Source organism: Micromonospora sp. KC606, from assembly GCF_004348675.1.
Classification (GTDB): domain Bacteria; phylum Actinomycetota; class Actinomycetes; order Mycobacteriales; family Micromonosporaceae; genus Micromonospora.
Genome location: NZ_SMKN01000041.1, coordinates 17,293 through 33,014 on the forward strand (window position 1 = coordinate 17,293; position 15,722 = coordinate 33,014).

General features: G+C 71.9%; 16 protein-coding genes and 2 pseudogenes. 12 read left to right on the forward strand and 6 right to left on the reverse strand.

The window, feature by feature from the left end:
- Positions 1 to 3: 3 nt before the first annotated feature.
- Positions 4 to 84 (reverse strand): annotated as a pseudogene (locus E1193_RS11845) (PIN domain nuclease); the annotation flags it as partial.
- 212 nt (positions 85 to 296) lie between these two features.
- On the opposite strand from E1193_RS11845, the gene E1193_RS11850 reads away from it, so the two are divergent.
- Positions 297 to 830 (forward strand): hypothetical protein, encoded by a 534-nt coding sequence (locus tag E1193_RS11850; RefSeq protein ID WP_132183121.1) that lies wholly within the window; start codon positions 297 to 299, stop codon positions 828 to 830.
- Positions 831 to 975: 145 nt separating this feature from the next.
- Here the strand turns inward: E1193_RS11850 and E1193_RS11855 are convergent, their stop codons facing one another.
- A complete protein-coding gene (locus E1193_RS11855) occupies positions 976 to 1,596 on the reverse strand; it encodes a maleylpyruvate isomerase family mycothiol-dependent enzyme (RefSeq protein ID WP_243707527.1) in 621 nt (206 codons plus the stop codon).
- Positions 1,597 to 1,711: 115 nt separating this feature from the next.
- Between E1193_RS11855 and E1193_RS11860 the strand changes: the two genes are divergently transcribed.
- Positions 1,712 to 2,698 (forward strand): sigma-70 family RNA polymerase sigma factor, encoded by a 987-nt coding sequence (locus E1193_RS11860; RefSeq protein WP_243707529.1) that lies wholly within the window; start codon positions 1,712 to 1,714, stop codon positions 2,696 to 2,698.
- Between the two features lie 16 nt (positions 2,699 to 2,714).
- On the opposite strand, the gene E1193_RS11865 is transcribed toward E1193_RS11860, so the two are convergent.
- The gene (locus E1193_RS11865; protein WP_243707530.1) at positions 2,715 to 3,122 is read right to left on the reverse strand and encodes a substrate-binding domain-containing protein; all 408 of its coding nucleotides are present in this window, start codon (positions 3,120 to 3,122) and stop codon (positions 2,715 to 2,717) included.
- Positions 3,123 to 3,492: 370 nt separating this feature from the next.
- Between E1193_RS11865 and E1193_RS33960 the strand changes: the two are divergent.
- The 5 genes and pseudogenes from E1193_RS33960 to E1193_RS11900 form a co-directional block, all read left to right on the forward strand.
- Positions 3,493 to 4,212: pseudogene (locus tag E1193_RS33960) on the forward strand (MarR family transcriptional regulator); the annotation flags it as partial.
- 97 nt (positions 4,213 to 4,309) lie between these two features.
- Positions 4,310 to 4,495, forward strand: a complete 186-nt coding sequence (locus E1193_RS11885; RefSeq protein WP_132183127.1) for a hypothetical protein — start codon at positions 4,310 to 4,312, stop codon at positions 4,493 to 4,495.
- Between the two features lie 21 nt (positions 4,496 to 4,516).
- Positions 4,517 to 4,786, forward strand: coding sequence for a hypothetical protein (locus E1193_RS11890; protein WP_132183129.1), 270 nt, complete (start codon positions 4,517 to 4,519; stop codon positions 4,784 to 4,786).
- Positions 4,786 to 5,823 carry a hypothetical protein gene (locus E1193_RS11895; RefSeq protein ID WP_132183131.1) on the forward strand — a complete coding sequence of 346 codons (1,038 nt, stop codon included), beginning with the start codon at positions 4,786 to 4,788 and terminating at the stop codon, positions 5,821 to 5,823. The genes E1193_RS11890 and E1193_RS11895 overlap by 1 nt, the downstream gene beginning before the upstream one ends.
- Positions 5,824 to 5,957: 134 nt before the next feature.
- The gene (locus tag E1193_RS11900; RefSeq protein ID WP_132183133.1) at positions 5,958 to 6,887 is read left to right on the forward strand and encodes an LLM class F420-dependent oxidoreductase; all 930 of its coding nucleotides are present in this window, start codon (positions 5,958 to 5,960) and stop codon (positions 6,885 to 6,887) included.
- A 52-nt stretch (positions 6,888 to 6,939) separates the two neighbouring features.
- On the opposite strand, the gene E1193_RS11905 is transcribed toward E1193_RS11900, so the two are convergent.
- Entirely contained in the window at positions 6,940 to 7,335 is a 396-nt protein-coding gene (locus E1193_RS11905) for a hypothetical protein (protein WP_132183134.1), read from the reverse strand.
- A gap of 57 nt (positions 7,336 to 7,392) precedes the next feature.
- On the opposite strand from E1193_RS11905, the gene E1193_RS11910 reads away from it, so the two are divergent.
- The 4 genes from E1193_RS11910 to E1193_RS11925 all read left to right on the forward strand — a co-directional run bounded on the left by E1193_RS11910 (position 7,393) and on the right by E1193_RS11925 (position 12,398).
- On the forward strand, positions 7,393 to 8,121 hold the full coding sequence (locus tag E1193_RS11910; protein ID WP_132183136.1) for a hypothetical protein: 729 nt from the start codon (positions 7,393 to 7,395) through the stop codon (positions 8,119 to 8,121).
- Positions 8,118 to 9,371, forward strand: coding sequence for an FAD-binding protein (locus E1193_RS11915; protein WP_279433325.1), 1,254 nt, complete (start codon positions 8,118 to 8,120; stop codon positions 9,369 to 9,371). The genes E1193_RS11910 and E1193_RS11915 overlap by 4 nt, the downstream gene beginning before the upstream one ends.
- A gap of 347 nt (positions 9,372 to 9,718) precedes the next feature.
- The gene (locus tag E1193_RS11920; protein WP_347877024.1) at positions 9,719 to 11,353 is read left to right on the forward strand and encodes a ricin-type beta-trefoil lectin domain protein; all 1,635 of its coding nucleotides are present in this window, start codon (positions 9,719 to 9,721) and stop codon (positions 11,351 to 11,353) included.
- A 178-nt stretch (positions 11,354 to 11,531) separates the two neighbouring features.
- Complete coding sequence (locus E1193_RS11925; protein ID WP_132183138.1) at positions 11,532 to 12,398, forward strand: AraC family transcriptional regulator; 867 nt, start codon at positions 11,532 to 11,534, stop codon at positions 12,396 to 12,398.
- Here E1193_RS11925 and E1193_RS11930 read toward each other — a convergent pair.
- Both E1193_RS11930 and E1193_RS11935 read right to left on the reverse strand, forming a co-directional pair.
- A complete protein-coding gene (locus tag E1193_RS11930) occupies positions 12,395 to 13,537 on the reverse strand; it encodes a site-2 protease family protein (RefSeq protein WP_132183140.1) in 1,143 nt (380 codons plus the stop codon). The genes E1193_RS11925 and E1193_RS11930 overlap by 4 nt on opposite strands.
- A 69-nt stretch (positions 13,538 to 13,606) precedes the next feature.
- Complete coding sequence (locus E1193_RS11935) at positions 13,607 to 15,037, reverse strand: PLP-dependent aminotransferase family protein (protein ID WP_132183142.1); 1,431 nt, start codon at positions 15,035 to 15,037, stop codon at positions 13,607 to 13,609.
- Here E1193_RS11935 and E1193_RS11940 point away from each other — a divergent pair.
- A complete protein-coding gene (locus tag E1193_RS11940) occupies positions 15,036 to 15,719 on the forward strand; it encodes a dihydrofolate reductase family protein (RefSeq protein WP_207922670.1) in 684 nt (227 codons plus the stop codon). The genes E1193_RS11935 and E1193_RS11940 overlap by 2 nt on opposite strands.
- The last annotated feature ends 3 nt before the right edge of the window (positions 15,720 to 15,722 follow it).

Below are 15,722 nucleotides of genomic sequence, written 5' to 3' on the forward strand. Positions count from 1 at the left end.
GCCAGCCTGTGCCACCAGCATGCGGTCGAAGGGGTCGCGGTGATGCGGTGGCAGGCGGCCGGCGACGATGGCGTGGGCGTGGGTCTCGCGGTGCGGTTGGCCCGCCGCACCAGCGGCACGACCTTCGCCACCGGGTGCCGAACGCGGTGTCGAACGGCCGACACCGTCGAGCGCCGGAAGGGCGGGGCCAACCGCAGAGGTGCGACCCGAGGGGAAGATGATCAGCGATCTGGGTCGTACACCGTCGGCGACCTGGGGAGGACGCGGGAGCGCGAGCTGGCGGCGAGGGTGGTGGCATGACCGAGACGATCACAGGAACTGGCATGTCCCCGCTCGAGATTCTGCTTGTCCTTGGCGCCGCTGTCCTGGTGCTCGCCCGCTGGTTACCCGCCGTGGCTCGTGGCCCGGTCACCCTCGCGGCGGCGGCAACCGCGGCGCTTTCCGCAGCGGTGTCGATCGTGCTCGGGCTGCGCTGGCAGATGGTGCCCGTCGTTGCGGCCGCCGCGATCGCGCTCGGGTTCGCCGCCGTCCCGCTGCTGCGACAGCGCGCCGGGCGAACTGTGCGGCGGGCGCCGCGGTGGCTGGCGTTGCCGGGATCGGCTGCGTGCCTGGCTCTGCTCGCGGTCGGTCCCGTGGCGGCGTGGGCGCTACCCGAGCCGGCGTTTCCTGAGCCGTCAGGCCGGTACGCGGTGGGCACCACCGTGCTGGAGTGGACCGACTCCGGTCGCCCCGAAACCTTCACCGCCGAGCCCGACGACCATCGCAGCGTTGTGGTGCAACTCTGGTACCCCGCCTGTCGCGGCACCAGAAACCCTCCTCATTCCGCATAACATGCGTTACGCAACAGTCGTTACGTTACCCGGCTGGGTCTGGCCACGCCACCCGGGTTTGTCGAACACGCGAAAGGCCGCCCCGCCGCGAACCGCCGGAGCCGATGACCTCGACCGCACGGCGCGGAGGAGGGAGGCGGCCGGGTCAGCCGGTGAACCGGGGCGCGGGCTTGCCGCAGAGGTGCCCGGCCGGCAGTCGCCGACCGCAGATCACCAGCAACAGATTCTGGGCGAGGCCGTGCAGCGGTGTGCCCGAGCCGTACTCCCATTCCAGGTCGGTGGCCCGCAGCCGGACCCCGGCCAGGTCGGTGCCGAAGAACCGGGCGTTGCGCGGCCGCATGCCGGTCAGCACCGCGGTCAACCGCTCGGCCGGAACGCGGCGGTCCAGGCCCAGCGCCACCGTGATGTCCAGACCGTGGATGACGTCGTGCGACAGCGCACCGACGACCCCGCCACCGACCGGCGTCCACGGGTGCTCGGCGTTGTCTCGCAGGGCCGCGACCAGCCGTTGGGGCGGCAGCGCCGCCGCGTCCCGGCGTGCCGCGAAGTTCGCTGCCCGGTTGAAGCTGCCGCGTGCCCTCACCACGTCGAGCGCCAGGCGCCCGAGTGAGGTCCGGAACGGCATCGTCAGGTGTGCGACGACCTCCCGTACCCGCCAACCGGCACACAGGGTGGGTGCGTCCCACCGCTCTGCCGGCAGCGCCGCGAGCAGGTCCGCCAGCTCACGCCGCTCGGCCGCGACCGCGGCCCGAAGCCGATCTTCCACTTCGCCTCCCGTTGCCTCCGCGCCGGCCCGGTCGGGCCGGCTTCCAGAGGTACGAGACGAGCCGTGTCGTCTCATCGGTGCGGTGTTGTCGGTGCGGGTGCGTAGGGTTCGGACCGTGGTGGAGACATCGACCGCCGGGGTGACCGTCGCCGACCGGCTGGAGTCGTTCCGGGTGGAGCTGACCGGCTACTGCTACCGGATGCTCGGCTCGGGCTTTGAGGCCGAGGACGCGGTGCAGGAGACCCTCATCCGCGCCTGGCGGGCGATCGACCGACACGACGAGCGGCGCTCGTCGCTGCGCACCTGGCTGTACCGGATCGCCACCAACGTCTGCATCGACATGCTGCGTGGCCCGCAACGCCGGGCGCTGGCCATGGACCTCAGCGGCGCGTCCCGGGCCGGTGAGGAACTCGGGCCTCCGTTGCCGGAACGGGCCTTCGTCCAGCCCGTCCCGGACGCCCTCGTCCTGCCGGCGCAGGGCGGCCCGGAGGAGCAGGCCGTGCGCCGTGAGAGCATCCGGCTGGCGTTCGTCGCCGCACTCCAGCGCCTGCCGGCCCGGCAGCGGGCCGTGCTGATCCTGCGTGATGTGCTGTGCTGGCGGGCTGATGAAATCGCCGACCTGCTCGGCAGCACGGTCACGGCAGTGAACAGCGTCCTGCAACGGGCCCGGGCCACCCTGAAGACGGCGCGGGCCACCCCGAGCGAGCCGCTGCGGCCGGACGATCCTGCCCAGCGCGAGCTGCTGGCGCGATACTGCGACGCGTTCGAGCGACACGACGTGGCCGCCCTGGTCACGCTCCTGCACGAGGACGCCACCATGTCGATGCCGCCCTTCGCGTGGTGGTTACGCGGCCGGGAGGAGTTCCGAAGGGCGCTGCTGGCGACGAACGTGTGCGCGGGGGCCCAGCTGATCCCGGTGTCCGCGAACGGGTCGCCGGCGTACTGGCAGACCCGTCCGGGACCGGACGGTGAGCATGTGGTGTTCGCGCTGGTCATCCTCGACGTGGCCGGCGGCCTGGTCACGGGCAGCACCACCTACCTCGGCCCGGACCGGCTGCTCCGGTTGTTCGGCCCGCCAGCGGTGTCGTCGGTGCCGGTTTGATGAGGTGCGGGCGGGCTCACGTCGTGCCACGAATAACCAGGTGTGGGCTGAGCACCGCTGGTGGTGGCAGTTCGCCGGCCAGGAGTTGATTCACCTGGTGTACGGCGAGCTCGCCGAGCCGCCGCTTGTCGAGGTGGATCGTGGTGAGCGGCGGATCGATCAGCTCTCCGATGCTCAGGCCGTCGAAACCGACCAGCGCGCACTCCGCCGGTACGGCGACGCCGAGCCGGCGGGCCGTCTGGAAGGCGCCGATCGCGACGAGGTCGTTGAATGCGAGCACCGCGGTCATGTCGGGATGTGCGGCGCGCAGCGTTTCGAACGCGCTGCCGCCAGCGGGCGTCGTCTGCTCACCGAGGACGACCCATCCGTCGTCGACCGGCAGCTGGTGGGCGCGAGCGACGTCGAGGAATGTCTGGCGCCGCAACGCGTAGCTGCACCCCGGTGAAACCGGAACCGACGATGTCCTGGATGGCCTCCCGCAGCTCCGGGCGATCGTGCCCGGCAGCGGCCTTCGGCAGGGCCACGCCGGTTGCGGTGGCCATCCCGGGTGCGGCCACCCCGGCCAGCAGTGTTACGGCCAGCGCGGTGACCCCCACTCGCCGGAGGGGCCGTAACGCCCGGAGCCTGTCGCGCAACGACCTCCGTAGCCCGGTTGAGGCGGCCAGCTGATTGATGGTCATAATTTTCCTTCCGGTAGGTGATTTTCTCGGTGGCATCGGCATGGCCAGCGGCCTGGCTGATCGTCAGGCCGCTGGCCATGCCGTTCAGCGGCCCGTGCGGTCGAGGGTTGTGACCTCGCGTACGGCCTCGGCGATGGCGCGGAAGTCCTTCCGCAGGATCGCGCCGTGGCTGCTGGCGACCTGCGCGCCCGTGAGGTGATGCGCAACGGCGGCCCCACCGCCTACCGTGCCGACCTGGCCCACCGGGCCACCGAACGCCGCGCCCGGCGGCGCAGGCAGCCCGTCGCCCGCGGGTCGCAGCAACCCGAGCAGGCTCACGGACGCGATCCCGAGGCCGGGCGCGAGTACGAGGAGACGTTCACCACCCTGCTCATGCAGCAGGGCGTGCCCAAGATGAGGTCTCGGGTGCTGACCTGCCTGTTCACCACCGACGCGGGCAGTCTCACCGCCGCCGAACTCGTCGGGCACCTTCAGGTCAGTCCGGCGTCGGTTTCCAAAGCGGTGGCGTTTCTGGAAAGCCAGGGCCTCATCCGCCGGAAACGCGACGAACGCCGCCGCGACCGCTACCTCGTCGACGACGACGTCTGGTACCAGTCGTCGATGATCGCCGCTGCCCGATCGAACGCCCAGCTCGCCGAAACCGCCCGGCAGGGCGTCACCATCCTCGGCTCGGACACCCCGGCCGCCGTCCGCCTGGAGAGCATCGCCCGTTTCGTTGATTTCGTCGCCGAGAGCATCACTCGCGCCGCGGAACAGGCCCGCGACATCCTGCACACGAAAACGGCAACCACGCCACGTTCGGATCAGCGGCAGGAGTCCGGCCCCGGCAGGTGAAACAGCCACCCGGCGTGCTCCGCAACCGGGTGGCTGACAGTCCGACAGACAAATCACCGATAGGCCCCGGCACCCGACCGGCGCATGGTGGAGGCAGGTGGAGAGGCTGCGTTGGCGGGCCACGTCGCATCCCTCCGGCCCGGCGGCGGCCCGCGTGCCGCCGCCGGACGCCGCCCGCCAACGTCAGGACGATGACGTCACCCCACCTCCGGTCGGCGCCCTACGGCGCAGCGTTCCGTCGCGGGCGGACGACCGGGCACGCCGGCGGCTGCCGCGCGTGTGAGCAAGAAAGGAGGGGGCGGAGATGGCCGCTCCCACCGTTACCGCCAGCCTCAACGCCTCGACCTACTCGCCCGGCGACCCGATGACGCTCACCGTCACGTACGGCGACCCGGACACCCGGCCCGTCACGGTCACCGTCGTGGTGACCGACTCCCAGGGCAACCGCAGCGCCCCGGCCAGCGTCACCGCCGTCGTCGACCCGCTCACCGTCGCCGTCACCGACGACTCGGGGCGGGCCTGGACGAAGCTCTCCGACAACGGGTCGGTGGCCGTCTACCGGGCGGTGGCGTGATGCCCCGGGTCACCGTCACCGTGCGGGACCACGGGGGGCGGGCCGCCACCACGACGGCCGACTACACGATCGCCCCGCCGGTGTTGGGCGGCTACTACCTGGTCGGCAACGGCGACCCGACGGCGGACCTGACCGGCGGCAACTTCCGTTCGCTGACCCAGTACCGCAGCCTCGGCGACGGCTACGTCCTCCCGGGCTGGAACAAGCCGTGGCTGCCCACCCTCGGACGCAACGGGTTCGCGATCACCGTGGTACTGGAACTGAAGCACTACGGGGCCCCGGACACCGGGCCGCAGACGTTCACCGTCGACGGGGTCAACCACTCCGTCCCGGCGCCCGCGATGACGATCCAGCAACGTCCCGGGACGGCGTGGCCGAAGGCGTACGGGTACGGCCAGGTCCTCGCCGGCCGCTGCGACGGGCTGTTGGCCCGGGCCCTGTCGCAGTACCGCGCGCTGGGCTTCCCGGTGAACATCCAGCTCGCCTCCGAACTGGACACCGACCACGAGTTCGGCACCACCGAGTCGGGCGTGTCGTACGACTGGGCGGACTCGGACAGCCGCGCGGTGCAGGCGATGACCTACATCGTGGACTGGTTCCGGTCCCGCCCGCTGCCGGCCGGCACCACCTTCTCGATCGGCGCGGGCGGCTTCGACCGGGCCGCCTACCGGCGTACCCACCCGGAGTCGCTGATGGCGAAGCTGGACTTCCTCCAGTGGAACGTCTACGCCATCAATCCGATCCACACCGCGCTGGCCCGGTTCCGCCGTACCCGGGACTGGGTGGTCGCCGACCTCGGCCCGGTGGCGCTGTCCCGCCCGGTGATCGTCGCCGAGTGGGGGGTCCGGGTCGCCGAGTTCCCCGACCAGGCGGCCTGGATCGCCACGGTGCCGTCGGCCATCGCCCGGCTCAACGCCGAGCGGGGGCCACGGATCGTGCGGACGAACTACTTCAACTCCGGGTGGGGCACCCTCTCACCCAGGGCGGCCGGGCTGGCCGCGCTGCGGGCGGCCTACGCGACCCGGCCGTACGCCTGATCCGGCCGGTCACGACGGCAGAGCGAGGGACGTGGCCTGGTCGTCCGGCGAGGCCACGGTCCCCCGGCTCGGGGCGCGGTCGGTCGAGGCAGGTGCCGGCGGCCCGGTCGGGCGCGAGTCCCTATGCTCGGAGCATGGAACTGCGGATCTTCACCGAGCCCCAGCAGGGGGCCAGCTACGACCAGTTGCTCGCCGTGGCCAGGGCCGCCGAGGACGCCGGGTACGGAGCGTTCTTCCGCTCCGACCACTACCTGAAGATGGGCGCGGTGAGCGGGGACCCGGGGCCGACCGACGCCTGGACCACGCTGGCCGGGATCGCCCGGGAAACCTCCCGGATCCGGCTCGGCACGCTGATGACCGCCGCCACGTTCCGGCTGCCCGGCCCGCTCGCCATCACCGTGGCGCAGGTCGACCAGATGAGCGGTGGCCGGGTCGAGCTGGGCATCGGCACCGGCTGGTACGCCGAGGAGCACACCGCGTACGGCATTCCGTTCCCGCCGGTGGGGGAGCGCTTCGACCGGCTCGAGGAGCAGCTCGCCGTCATCACCGGGCTGTGGGAGACGCCGGTCGGCAAGACTTTCGACTTCGCCGGGACGTACTACCCGGTGGCCGACTCACCGGCCCTGCCCAAGCCGGTGCAGCAGCCACGCCCGCCGATCCTGCTCGGCGGCATGGGGCCGAAGCGCACCCCGCGCCTCGCCGCCCGCTACGCCGACGAGTTCAACCTTCCGTTTCTCTCCGTCGAGGCCACCGTCGCCCAGGTCGGCCGGGTCCGCCAGGCGTGCGCCGAGATCGGCCGTGACCCGGGCACGATGCGCTGGTCCCACGCCCTGGTGTTCTGCTGCGGCCGGACCGACGCCGAGGTGGCGCGCCGGGCCGCCGCGATCGGGCGGGAGCCGGCCGAGCTGCGGGAGAACGGCCTGGCCGGCACCCCCGCCGAGCTGGTCGACAAGATCGGCCGGTACGCCGAGACCGGCAGCGAACGGATCTACCTCCAGCTGCTCGACCTGGCCGACCTGGACCACCTGGAGCTGGTCGCGGCCGAGGTCCTGCCGCAGCTGTGACCCGGGCCCGCCGGTGCGCCGCTCCGGTCCAGGCCTGCGGGCGCAGCCCGGGTCAGCGGGCCGGCAGGGCCACTCCCGGCTCGCGCAGCACCGTGTCCAGCCGGCCGTCCCGGTCGCTGTCGAGGTAGGTGATGTCCGGTACGCCGTCGCCGTCGAGGTCGAACTGCACCACGTCGGCGATCCCGTCGCCGTCCAGGTCGGTGACCACCTGGGTGGACCCGTCCAGGTGGTGGGTGACGATGGACATCGCGCCCGGGCCGTCCGTGCGCGGGGCCGGACCGGGGCCCGGCGGCTCCGGCTCGGGCTCCGGGGTGGGAGCCGGCGCGGTCAGGTGCGGGTGCCGGGCCGGCGGCGCGCTCTCCGGCTCCAGCCCGATCCCCGTCGGATCCATCTCCTCCTCCGACGGGTAGACGTCGCCGTGCAGGATGGGGTCGCGGTAGCTGCTCATCACCTCAGTGTTCCCCATGGGCGCCCTGGACAACCGCGATCACGACGGAGGTATGCCATGGAGCTGCACCGAAGGCCCGGCCGGTTCCTGCTGCCGGTGATCTGCGTCCTGGCGGGTGCCCTGCTGCTCGCGATCGGTGACGGTCACGGGCTGCTGCGGACCCTGGTGGCGGTCGGCGGCATCGCGCTCGGCGTCGTTGTGCTCGCCGGCACGCTGCGCCCGTTCCGGTTCGCCGCCGACACCGGCGGCCTGACCGTTCGGCGGCCCGGCCTGCGCCGCCGGTTCACCTGGGCCGAGCTGGACGCGCTGGTGCTGGAGCAGCCGGCACCGCGCTCCGGCGGGCCTGTCGCCCCGCGCCTGCTCGCGGTGCCGGCGGCCGGCGCGGAGGTGGGCCCGGCCGGCGCGCGCCACCCGGTGGACGACCGCCCGGCGGTGGAACTGCTCGACCTCGGCGAGGTCCGGGAGTCGCCGGACGAGGTCTCCGCCGCGCTGGCCCGGTGCGCGGGCGACCGCTTCCTCGACGCCCGGCCGTCGCGTCGCGTCGCGTTCCCCGACCCCGACTTCACGGTCACGCTGCGCGGCTACCGGGTCGGGCCGGTGGACGCGCTGATCCGGCAGGGGCAGGAGGCGCTGACCTTCGGCGGCCCGGAGCGGCGGCGGGCGGCCCGCGCGGCGCTCGACCAAGCCCGGGTGACCGGCCTGGCCCGCGACGTCCGTGGCTACAGTGTGCCCCAGGTCGACGAGGCGCTGGACGCCCTCGCCGCCGCCCTGACCGAGGAGACGTGAGCACCGTGACCGACCTTCCCCGCCGCAACTGGGCTGGCAACGTCACGTACGCCGCCCGCGCCTTCCACCGCCCCTCCTCGACGGACGAGCTGCGCCGGCTGGTGGCCGGCAGCGACCGCGTCCGGGCGGTCGGCACCGGTCACTCCTTCAACCGCCTCGGCGACACCACCGGGGAGCTGGTCTCCCTCGCCGGCCTGCCGTCGACGGTCGAGATCGACCGGGAGCGTGGCACGGTCACCGTCGCCGCCGCCCTGCGCTACGGCGACCTGGCGACCCGGCTGCACGCCGAAGGGCTGGCCCTGGCGAACCTGGCCTCGTTGCCGCACATCTCCGTGGCCGGCGCGGTGGCCACCGGCACCCACGGCTCCGGTGCCGGCAACCGCAACCTGGCCGCGGCGGTGGCCGCGCTCGAACTGGTCACCGCCGACGGGGACCTGGTCACGGTTGACCGCGGCGATCCCCGCTTCGCCGGCATGGTGGTCTCCCTCGGGGGGCTGGGCGTGGTCACCCGGGTCACCCTGGACACCACCCCCACCTTCGACGTCCGCCAGTACGTCCACCTCGACCTGCCCGGCGAGGCGATCGACACGGCGTTGTCCTCGGCGTACAGCGTCAGCGGGTTCACCTCCTGGCGTTCGTCGCGCGTCGACCAGGTCTGGCGCAAGCAGCTCGCGGACCAGCCGGCCCCGCCCGCCGACTGGCTCGGCGGCGCCGCCGCGAAGGTACCGGTGCACCCGGTGCCCGGGATGCCGGCGCGCAACTGCACCGCCCAGCTCGGCGAGCCCGGCCCGTGGCACGAGCGGCTGCCGCACTTCCGACTCGGCTTCACCCCCAGCAGCGGCGACGAACTCCAGTCGGAGTACCACCTGCCCCGGGCCGCGACGGCCGACGCGCTGGCCGCGCTGGACGGGATGCGGGACCGGATCGCCGGTGTGCTCCAGGCCTGCGAACTGCGTACGGTGGCCGCCGACGGGTTGTGGCTGAGCCCGAACCACGACCGGGACAGCCTCGCCGTCCACTTCACCTGGATCGACGACGCCACGGCGGTGCTGCCCGTGCTGGCCGAGGTGGAACGGCGGCTCGCCCCCTTCGCGCCCCGCCCGCACTGGGGGAAGGTCTTCTCCCTGGAACCGGCGGAGGTAGCCGCCACCTTCCCCCGGTACGCCGACTTCCGGGCCCTGCTGGCCGAGTGGGACCCGGCCGGCAAGTTCCGCACCGAGGCGCTGGACCGCTACTTCCCGCGCCCCTGACCCACCCGGCCGCGGCGGATTCGCTGGTAATCGACGCGCGCCAGACGCGGGGAATCGGAGTGCGCGGCCGGCGCGCCCGAGGCTCTTGACAGCCCTGTATGTGAGCGATAACACTGCTGCGAGCCGACGACTGAGCTCGCCGAACGCAACAACAACCGTCCCCCTCCACATCGGTTGTCGAAGGCTCATCGCCCGTACCACGACGGTCATGACCGCGGCAGCGCAGCCCGGCCTCGCGGTGGAACTTCCGACGGCTCCCGTCGCTGTTGCCTGATCGTCGTTGTGGTCCTGGAACCCCGCCGATCCGTCCTCACCCCCGAAAGAGGCAGGTACTTGTGAAAGCAGTTGTGCGGCCCCTGACGGCCACCCTCGCCGCTGTTACCACCGCGCTGGCAGGCATGGCCACGCTCACCTTCGCCGCCTCGCCCGCCGCGGCGGCGCCCGGCAGCCCCGCCGTCCGGCCGCCGCTGGGCTGGAACAGCTGGAACACCTTCGGATGCAACATCAACGAAGCCAAGATTCGCGGGGCTGCGGACGCCATGGTCAGCTCCGGCATGAAGGCAGCCGGCTACGAGTACGTCGTGGTGGACGACTGCTGGCAGGCGACGACCCGCGACGCCGCCGGCAACCTTCGCTCCGACCCGACCCGCTTCCCGTCGGGCATGAAGGCGCTGGGTGACTACATCCACAGCAAGGGACTGAAGTTCGGCATCTATCAGGCCCCGCGCGAGGAGACCTGCGCCCAGTACTTCAACACCGTTGGCGGCGCCACCGGCGCGCTCGGCCACGAGCAGCAGGACGCGAACACGTTCGCCTCGTGGGGCGTCGACTTCCTCAAGTACGACTGGTGCTCGCCCTGGGGCACCCTCAACGACCAGATCGCCAGCTTCTCGCTGATGCGCGACGCGCTGCGTGCCACGGGACGGCCGATCGTCTACTCGATCAACTCCAACAGTGCGCACTCCAACACCGGGCCCTCCTTCGACTGGAGCCCGGTGGCGGACATGTGGCGAACCACCGAGGACATCACCGACAAGTGGCGCAGCGGCTGCACCGGCGACTGCTTCATGGGCGTCACCGAGATCCTCGACGTGCAGGCCCCGCTGCACTCCTGGGCGGGCCCGCAGCACTGGAACGACCCCGACATGCTCGAGGTGGGCGTACGCGGCACCTTCTCCCCGACCGAGAACCGGGCGCACTTCAGCATGTGGGCCATCATGGCCGCTCCGCTGATCGCCGGTAACGACATCACCACCATGCCCGCCGACGTCCGCGCCGTGCTGACGAACCCCGATGTGCTGGCCATCAACCAGGACTCGCTGGGTCGGCAGGCCCAGCGGGTGCGTGACTTCGGTGAGACCGAGGTGTGGGCCAAGCCGCTCAGCGACGGCTCGGTCGCGGTCGCCCTGCTGAACCGGTCGGGCAGCACCGCGACGATCTCCACCACCGCCGCCGAGATCGGTATGCCCGCGGCGAGTGGCTACAACCTGTTCGAGGTCTGGACACACGCGGCCCGCAACACCTCCGGCGCGATCAGCGCCACCGTCCCGGCGCACGGGGTGGCCATGTACCGGGTACGGACCGGCTCCACGACCCCGACCGACACCTTCAGCCTGCGCGGTGCCGGATCCGGTCGTTGCCTGGACATTCTTGGCGGCGCGCCCATCGACGGCCCTCAGGCGGTCATCTGGGACTGCAACGGTGGCATCACCCAGGTCGTGACCGCCGCCTCCGGCCAGCTGCGCATCGGCGGCAAGTGCCTCGACGCCGAGAACAACGGAACCGCGAACGGCACCAAGGTGATCCTCTGGACCTGCGGCTCGGGCACCAACCAGCAGTGGACGACGCAGGCCGACGGCACCATCCGCGGAGTTCAGTCCGGCAAGTGCATCGACGTCAACCAGGCCGCCACCGCCAACAACTCACCCATCATCCTGTGGACCTGCTCCGGTGCCGCGAACCAGCGATGGAGCCGCATCTGAGCGTTGGGCACACTGCCCGGCGGACCTGAGATCGCCGGGGTCCATGTCAGTGGGAGCCTGCTGCCGACGGCAGCAGGCTCCCACGCCCTGTGACCGACCCGACCGCAGCGGGCACCGGATGTCGGGTCCGCCGGCCCCCGCCTGCCTAGCGTGGATCTCGTCAGGGAAGGAGATCCACGTGCTGGATCGGTTGAACGAGGCCATGACGCACGTCGAGCGGCACCTGGACCGGCGCGTCGACGTCGCCGAGCTGGCCCGGATCGCGCTCACCTCGGAGTACCACCTGCGGCGGATGTTCTCCGCGTTGGCCGGGATGCCACTGTCGGAGTACGTCCGCCGCCGGCGGCTCACCGTGGCCGCGGCCGAGGTGATGGCCGGCGAGCGGACGCTGCTCGACGTCGCGGTCCGCTACGGGTACGGCTCGACCGAGGCGTTCACCCGGGCGTTCCGGGCGGTGCACGGCGTCGGGCCCGGCGAGGCCCGGCGTGCCGGCGCGGTGCTGCGCTCCCAGCAGCGGCTCTCCTTCCGTCTCGTCGTCGAGGGGAGTGCCGAGATGCGGTACCGCGTGGTGGAGAAGGCGGAGTTCAGGTTGGTGGGGTGGCGGGCCCGGGTGCCCCTGGTCCACGAGGGGATGAACCCGGCGATCGTGGCGTTCCGCCGGGGGCTCGACAAGGCGGCGGTGGCCCGGGTCGAGGCCCTGTCGGACCAGGAGCCGGCGGGTCTGGTCGACGCCAGCGACCGGCTGGGCGACTCCCGCGAGGAGGGCGCCGAGCTGGACTACTGGCACGGGGTGGTGACCGACGCCGACGTGCCGGAGGGCCTGGCTTCGGTGACCGTCCCGGGCGGGACGTGGGCGGTGTTCGAAACCTCCGGCGAGTTCCCGGCCGCCTTGCAACACCTGTGGCGGGACGTGTTCACCCAGTGGTTCCCCGCCAACCCGTACCGCAGCCGGCCCGGGCCGGAAATCTCCCGTACCCGGATCTCCGTCGACGGCACCCACGCCGACGCCGAGCTGTGGATTCCGGTGGAGCGGGTCGCGGCCTAACGGCGGTCGCCGGACATCTGGTGGCGGAGGCTGCCGCGCTGCACCGCCCGGCTGATGTCACTGGGCGAGACGATCCCGACCAACCGCTGGTCGACGACGACCAGCGCGCGCCCGTCGCTGCATTCGCTGAGCCGGGGGAGCAGATCGTTGAGCTGTTCCTCCGGCCGGGCCAGCACCAGGTCCTCGGCCCGGCAGGCCACCTCGGCGAGGGTGGTGGTGGCCCGCCGGTCGGCGGGGATGCCGCGTACCCGGTCGAGGGTCACCAGCCCGACCGGCCGGCCGTCCTCGGTCAACGGCAACGCCGAGTGGCGGTACGCGAAGAGGTAGTGGTCGACGAAGTCGGCGACGGTCATGTCCGCCGAGGCGGTCTGCGGCTGAGGGGTCATCACGTCGCCGATCCGGACGCCGGCCAGCGCGCTGCCCATCCGGGCCTGGCGTTCCTCCATGCCGGCCGCCCCGATCAGGAACCAGCCGATCAGCGCCAGCCAGAGCCCGCCCACCCCGAAGCCGGTCAGGAACTGGAAGAGCCCGAGGCCGATGAGCAGCGCGCCGAGGACCCACCCGGCGCGGGCGGCCACCATCGACGCCCTCGTCCGGTCACCGGTCGCCTTCCACACCGCGGCGCGCAGCAACCGGCCGCCGTCGAGCGGGGCGGCCGGCAGGACGTTGAAGACCGCCAGCAGCACGTTGATGCCGGCCAGCCAGGCCAGCGACCCGAGCAGCAGGCCGTCCGCACCGGCCAACGAGAGCACCACGGCGATGCCGCCGAAGAAGAACCCGAGCAGCAGGCTGACCAGTGGCCCCACCCCGGCGATGCGCAGTTCCGCGCCCGGGTTCGGCGCTTCGCCGCGCAGCTCGGCCACCCCGCCGAAGAGCCACAGCGTGATCCCCTGCACCTGGAGGCCGTTGCGCTTGGCGACGACCGCGTGCGAGACCTCGTGGGCGAGCAGACCGAGGAAGAACACCACCGCCGCGGCGAGCCCGGCCGCGACGTACGCGGCCACCGGCCGGCCGGGGTACGCCCGGGGGAACTGGTTGGCCGACAGCGCCCAGGCGATCAGCAGGAAGATGACCAGGACACTCCAGTTGACTCCGACGGGTACGCCCGCGATTCGGCCAATCCGGAAACTCGCCCTCATGCTCGCGTCATACCCGCAGCCGGCCTGCTCATGCGTGGGCGGAAGCTCACCCTTCCCGCCGAATGACCGTTACTCCGTGCCGCCCTGTGGTGGACAGGTGGCGGCTTGCAGCAGATCGGCGACGATGTGGATGCCCTCGTGTATGGCGTCCGTGGTGAGGTTGCCGTAGCCGAGAACGAGTTGCGCGGTACGCGTCTTCGACGCCATGCGGTAGCTGCTCATGCCGTAGAGGCCGACGGATCGACGTCGGGCGGCTGCGATGACGGCCTGTTCGTCGGCGCCGGGTGGCAGTTGGGCGACAGCGTTGAAGCCGGCGGCGAGACCCCGAAGCCTGATGTCGGGCGCGTGCTTCCGTAGTGCTTCCACGAGAGCCTGACGGCGTGCGGCGTAGCGTCGGCGCATGTGGCGTAGGTGCCGGTCGTACATGCCGCTGCGCAGTAGCTCGGCGAGGGCGAGTTGGTCCATGACGGGTGAGCCACGGTCGGTGAGCTGTTTGTGCTTGGCGACCGCGGCCGACAGGTGCGGGGGCGTGACCGCCCAGCCGAGCCGCAGGGCGGGTGCGAGTGACTTGCTGACCGAGCCGAGCAGCGCCACCCGGTCCGGTGCGAGACCCTGGACGGCACCGACCGGCTCGCGGTCGTACCGGAATTCGGTGTCGTAGTCGTCCTCGATGATTGTCGCGTCTCGGGCTGATGCCCAGGCGACGACGGCGTGTCGCCGTTCGGGGGTGAGGACGACGCCGGTGGGCGACTGGTGCGCGGGGGTGAGGATCACGGCGCGTGCGTCGGTCGCCTCGAGAGTCTCGACGTCGATGCCCTGGTCGTCGACGGGTACGGCGACGACGTTCAGCCCCACCATCGTGCCGATCGTGTGGTGGTCGGGGTCGCCGGGATCCTCGACGGCCACAGTCCGGACACCGCTGTCGGCGAGTGCGCGCAGGAGCAGTTGCAACCCTTGTGCGTACCCGGCGCAGACGATCGTGTGGCTGGGGTCTGTGGCGACGGCACGGACCCGCCGAAGATAGGCGGCGAGTACCTCACGCAGCGCCGGTGTGCCGTACGGGTCGGGGTAGCCGAGTGCCTCGGTGGGCGCCTGCCGACAGGCGCGGCGTAGCGCCCGGCCCCAGTCTTCCCGGGGGAAGCTCGACAGATCGGGTACGGCGGGCCGGAAGTCGATTCGGATCCGTTCGCTGTCGGTCGCCCGCACCGGACGGTCCGGTGCCGGGCAGGCGGTCGCCGCAACCCAGGTGGCCGAGCCAGGCGATGTGACGAGATAGCCCTCGGCTTGCAGTTGGGCGTAACACTCGGTGATCAGGCCACGGGAGACGCCGAGGTCGGCGGCCAGTACGCGAGACGGGGGCAACCGTTCCCCGGCGCCCAGCCGACCGGTCCGGATGGCTTCCCGCAGCGCGCGTTCGATCTGACTGCGCAGCGGTTCCGCGCTCTTCCGGTCCACCGGCAGGGGCAGCCCCGGCCCAGAACCGGTCCACTCAACAGGCATGAAACTGGACCTTACCGATGGACCGGTTGAGACCTACGGTTCCCGCATGACTGGTCTTCCGCTGGCCGCGACGGGCCGCACCCTGCTGAGCATGAGCGTGTCCTTAGACGGTTTCGCCGCCGGACCCGACGTCACCACCGAACAGCCGATGGGCAGGGGCGGCGAGCGGCTGCACGAGTGGCTGTTTCACGACGGCGGAAACCGCGTGGTGGCTGCCGACGGCGTCACCCCGGCCGGGGTCGACGTCGAACAGGCACGGGAACGTTACGCGACGACCGGCGCCGTGGTGATCGGCAAACGGACGTTCGACGTCGGTGTGGGCCTGTGGCAGGACACCCCGTTTCCGGTGCCGTGCTTCGTGGTCACCCATGAGTCGCGCGAGCCGTTGACGATGAAGAGCGGCACCTTCACGTTCGTCACCGACGGACTCCACAGCGCGCTGCGCCAGGCGTGCCAAGCTGCGGGCGACCGGAACGTCCTCATCATGGGCGGGCCCACCACGGGACAACAGTTCGTCAGGGCCGGGCTCGTGGACGAGATCCACGTGCAACTCGTGCCGGTGTTCCTCGGCACCGGCACCCGCCTGTTCGATCACCTCGGCGCCGACCACATCGAACTCGAACGAACCGCGGTGATCGAATCGCCACACGTCACGCACCTACGCTTTCGCGTCATGAAATGACCG

Coding starts and splice junctions, on each gene's coding strand:
- E1193_RS11935 (WP_132183142.1), bottom strand. CDS start 15,037: ATGCCTGTTGAGTGGACCGGTTCTGGGCCGGGGCTGCCCCTGCCGGTG.
- E1193_RS11895 (WP_132183131.1), top strand. CDS start 4,786: ATGCCCCGGGTCACCGTCACCGTGCGGGACCACGGGGGGCGGGCCGCC.
- E1193_RS11890 (WP_132183129.1), top strand. CDS start 4,517: ATGGCCGCTCCCACCGTTACCGCCAGCCTCAACGCCTCGACCTACTCG.
- E1193_RS11900 (WP_132183133.1), top strand. CDS start 5,958: ATGGAACTGCGGATCTTCACCGAGCCCCAGCAGGGGGCCAGCTACGAC.
- E1193_RS11905 (WP_132183134.1), bottom strand. CDS start 7,335: ATGAGCAGCTACCGCGACCCCATCCTGCACGGCGACGTCTACCCGTCG.
- E1193_RS11940 (WP_207922670.1), top strand. CDS start 15,036: ATGAAACTGGACCTTACCGATGGACCGGTTGAGACCTACGGTTCCCGC.
- E1193_RS11850 (WP_132183121.1), top strand. CDS start 297: ATGACCGAGACGATCACAGGAACTGGCATGTCCCCGCTCGAGATTCTG.
- E1193_RS11910 (WP_132183136.1), top strand. CDS start 7,393: ATGGAGCTGCACCGAAGGCCCGGCCGGTTCCTGCTGCCGGTGATCTGC.
- E1193_RS11930 (WP_132183140.1), bottom strand. CDS start 13,537: ATGAGGGCGAGTTTCCGGATTGGCCGAATCGCGGGCGTACCCGTCGGA.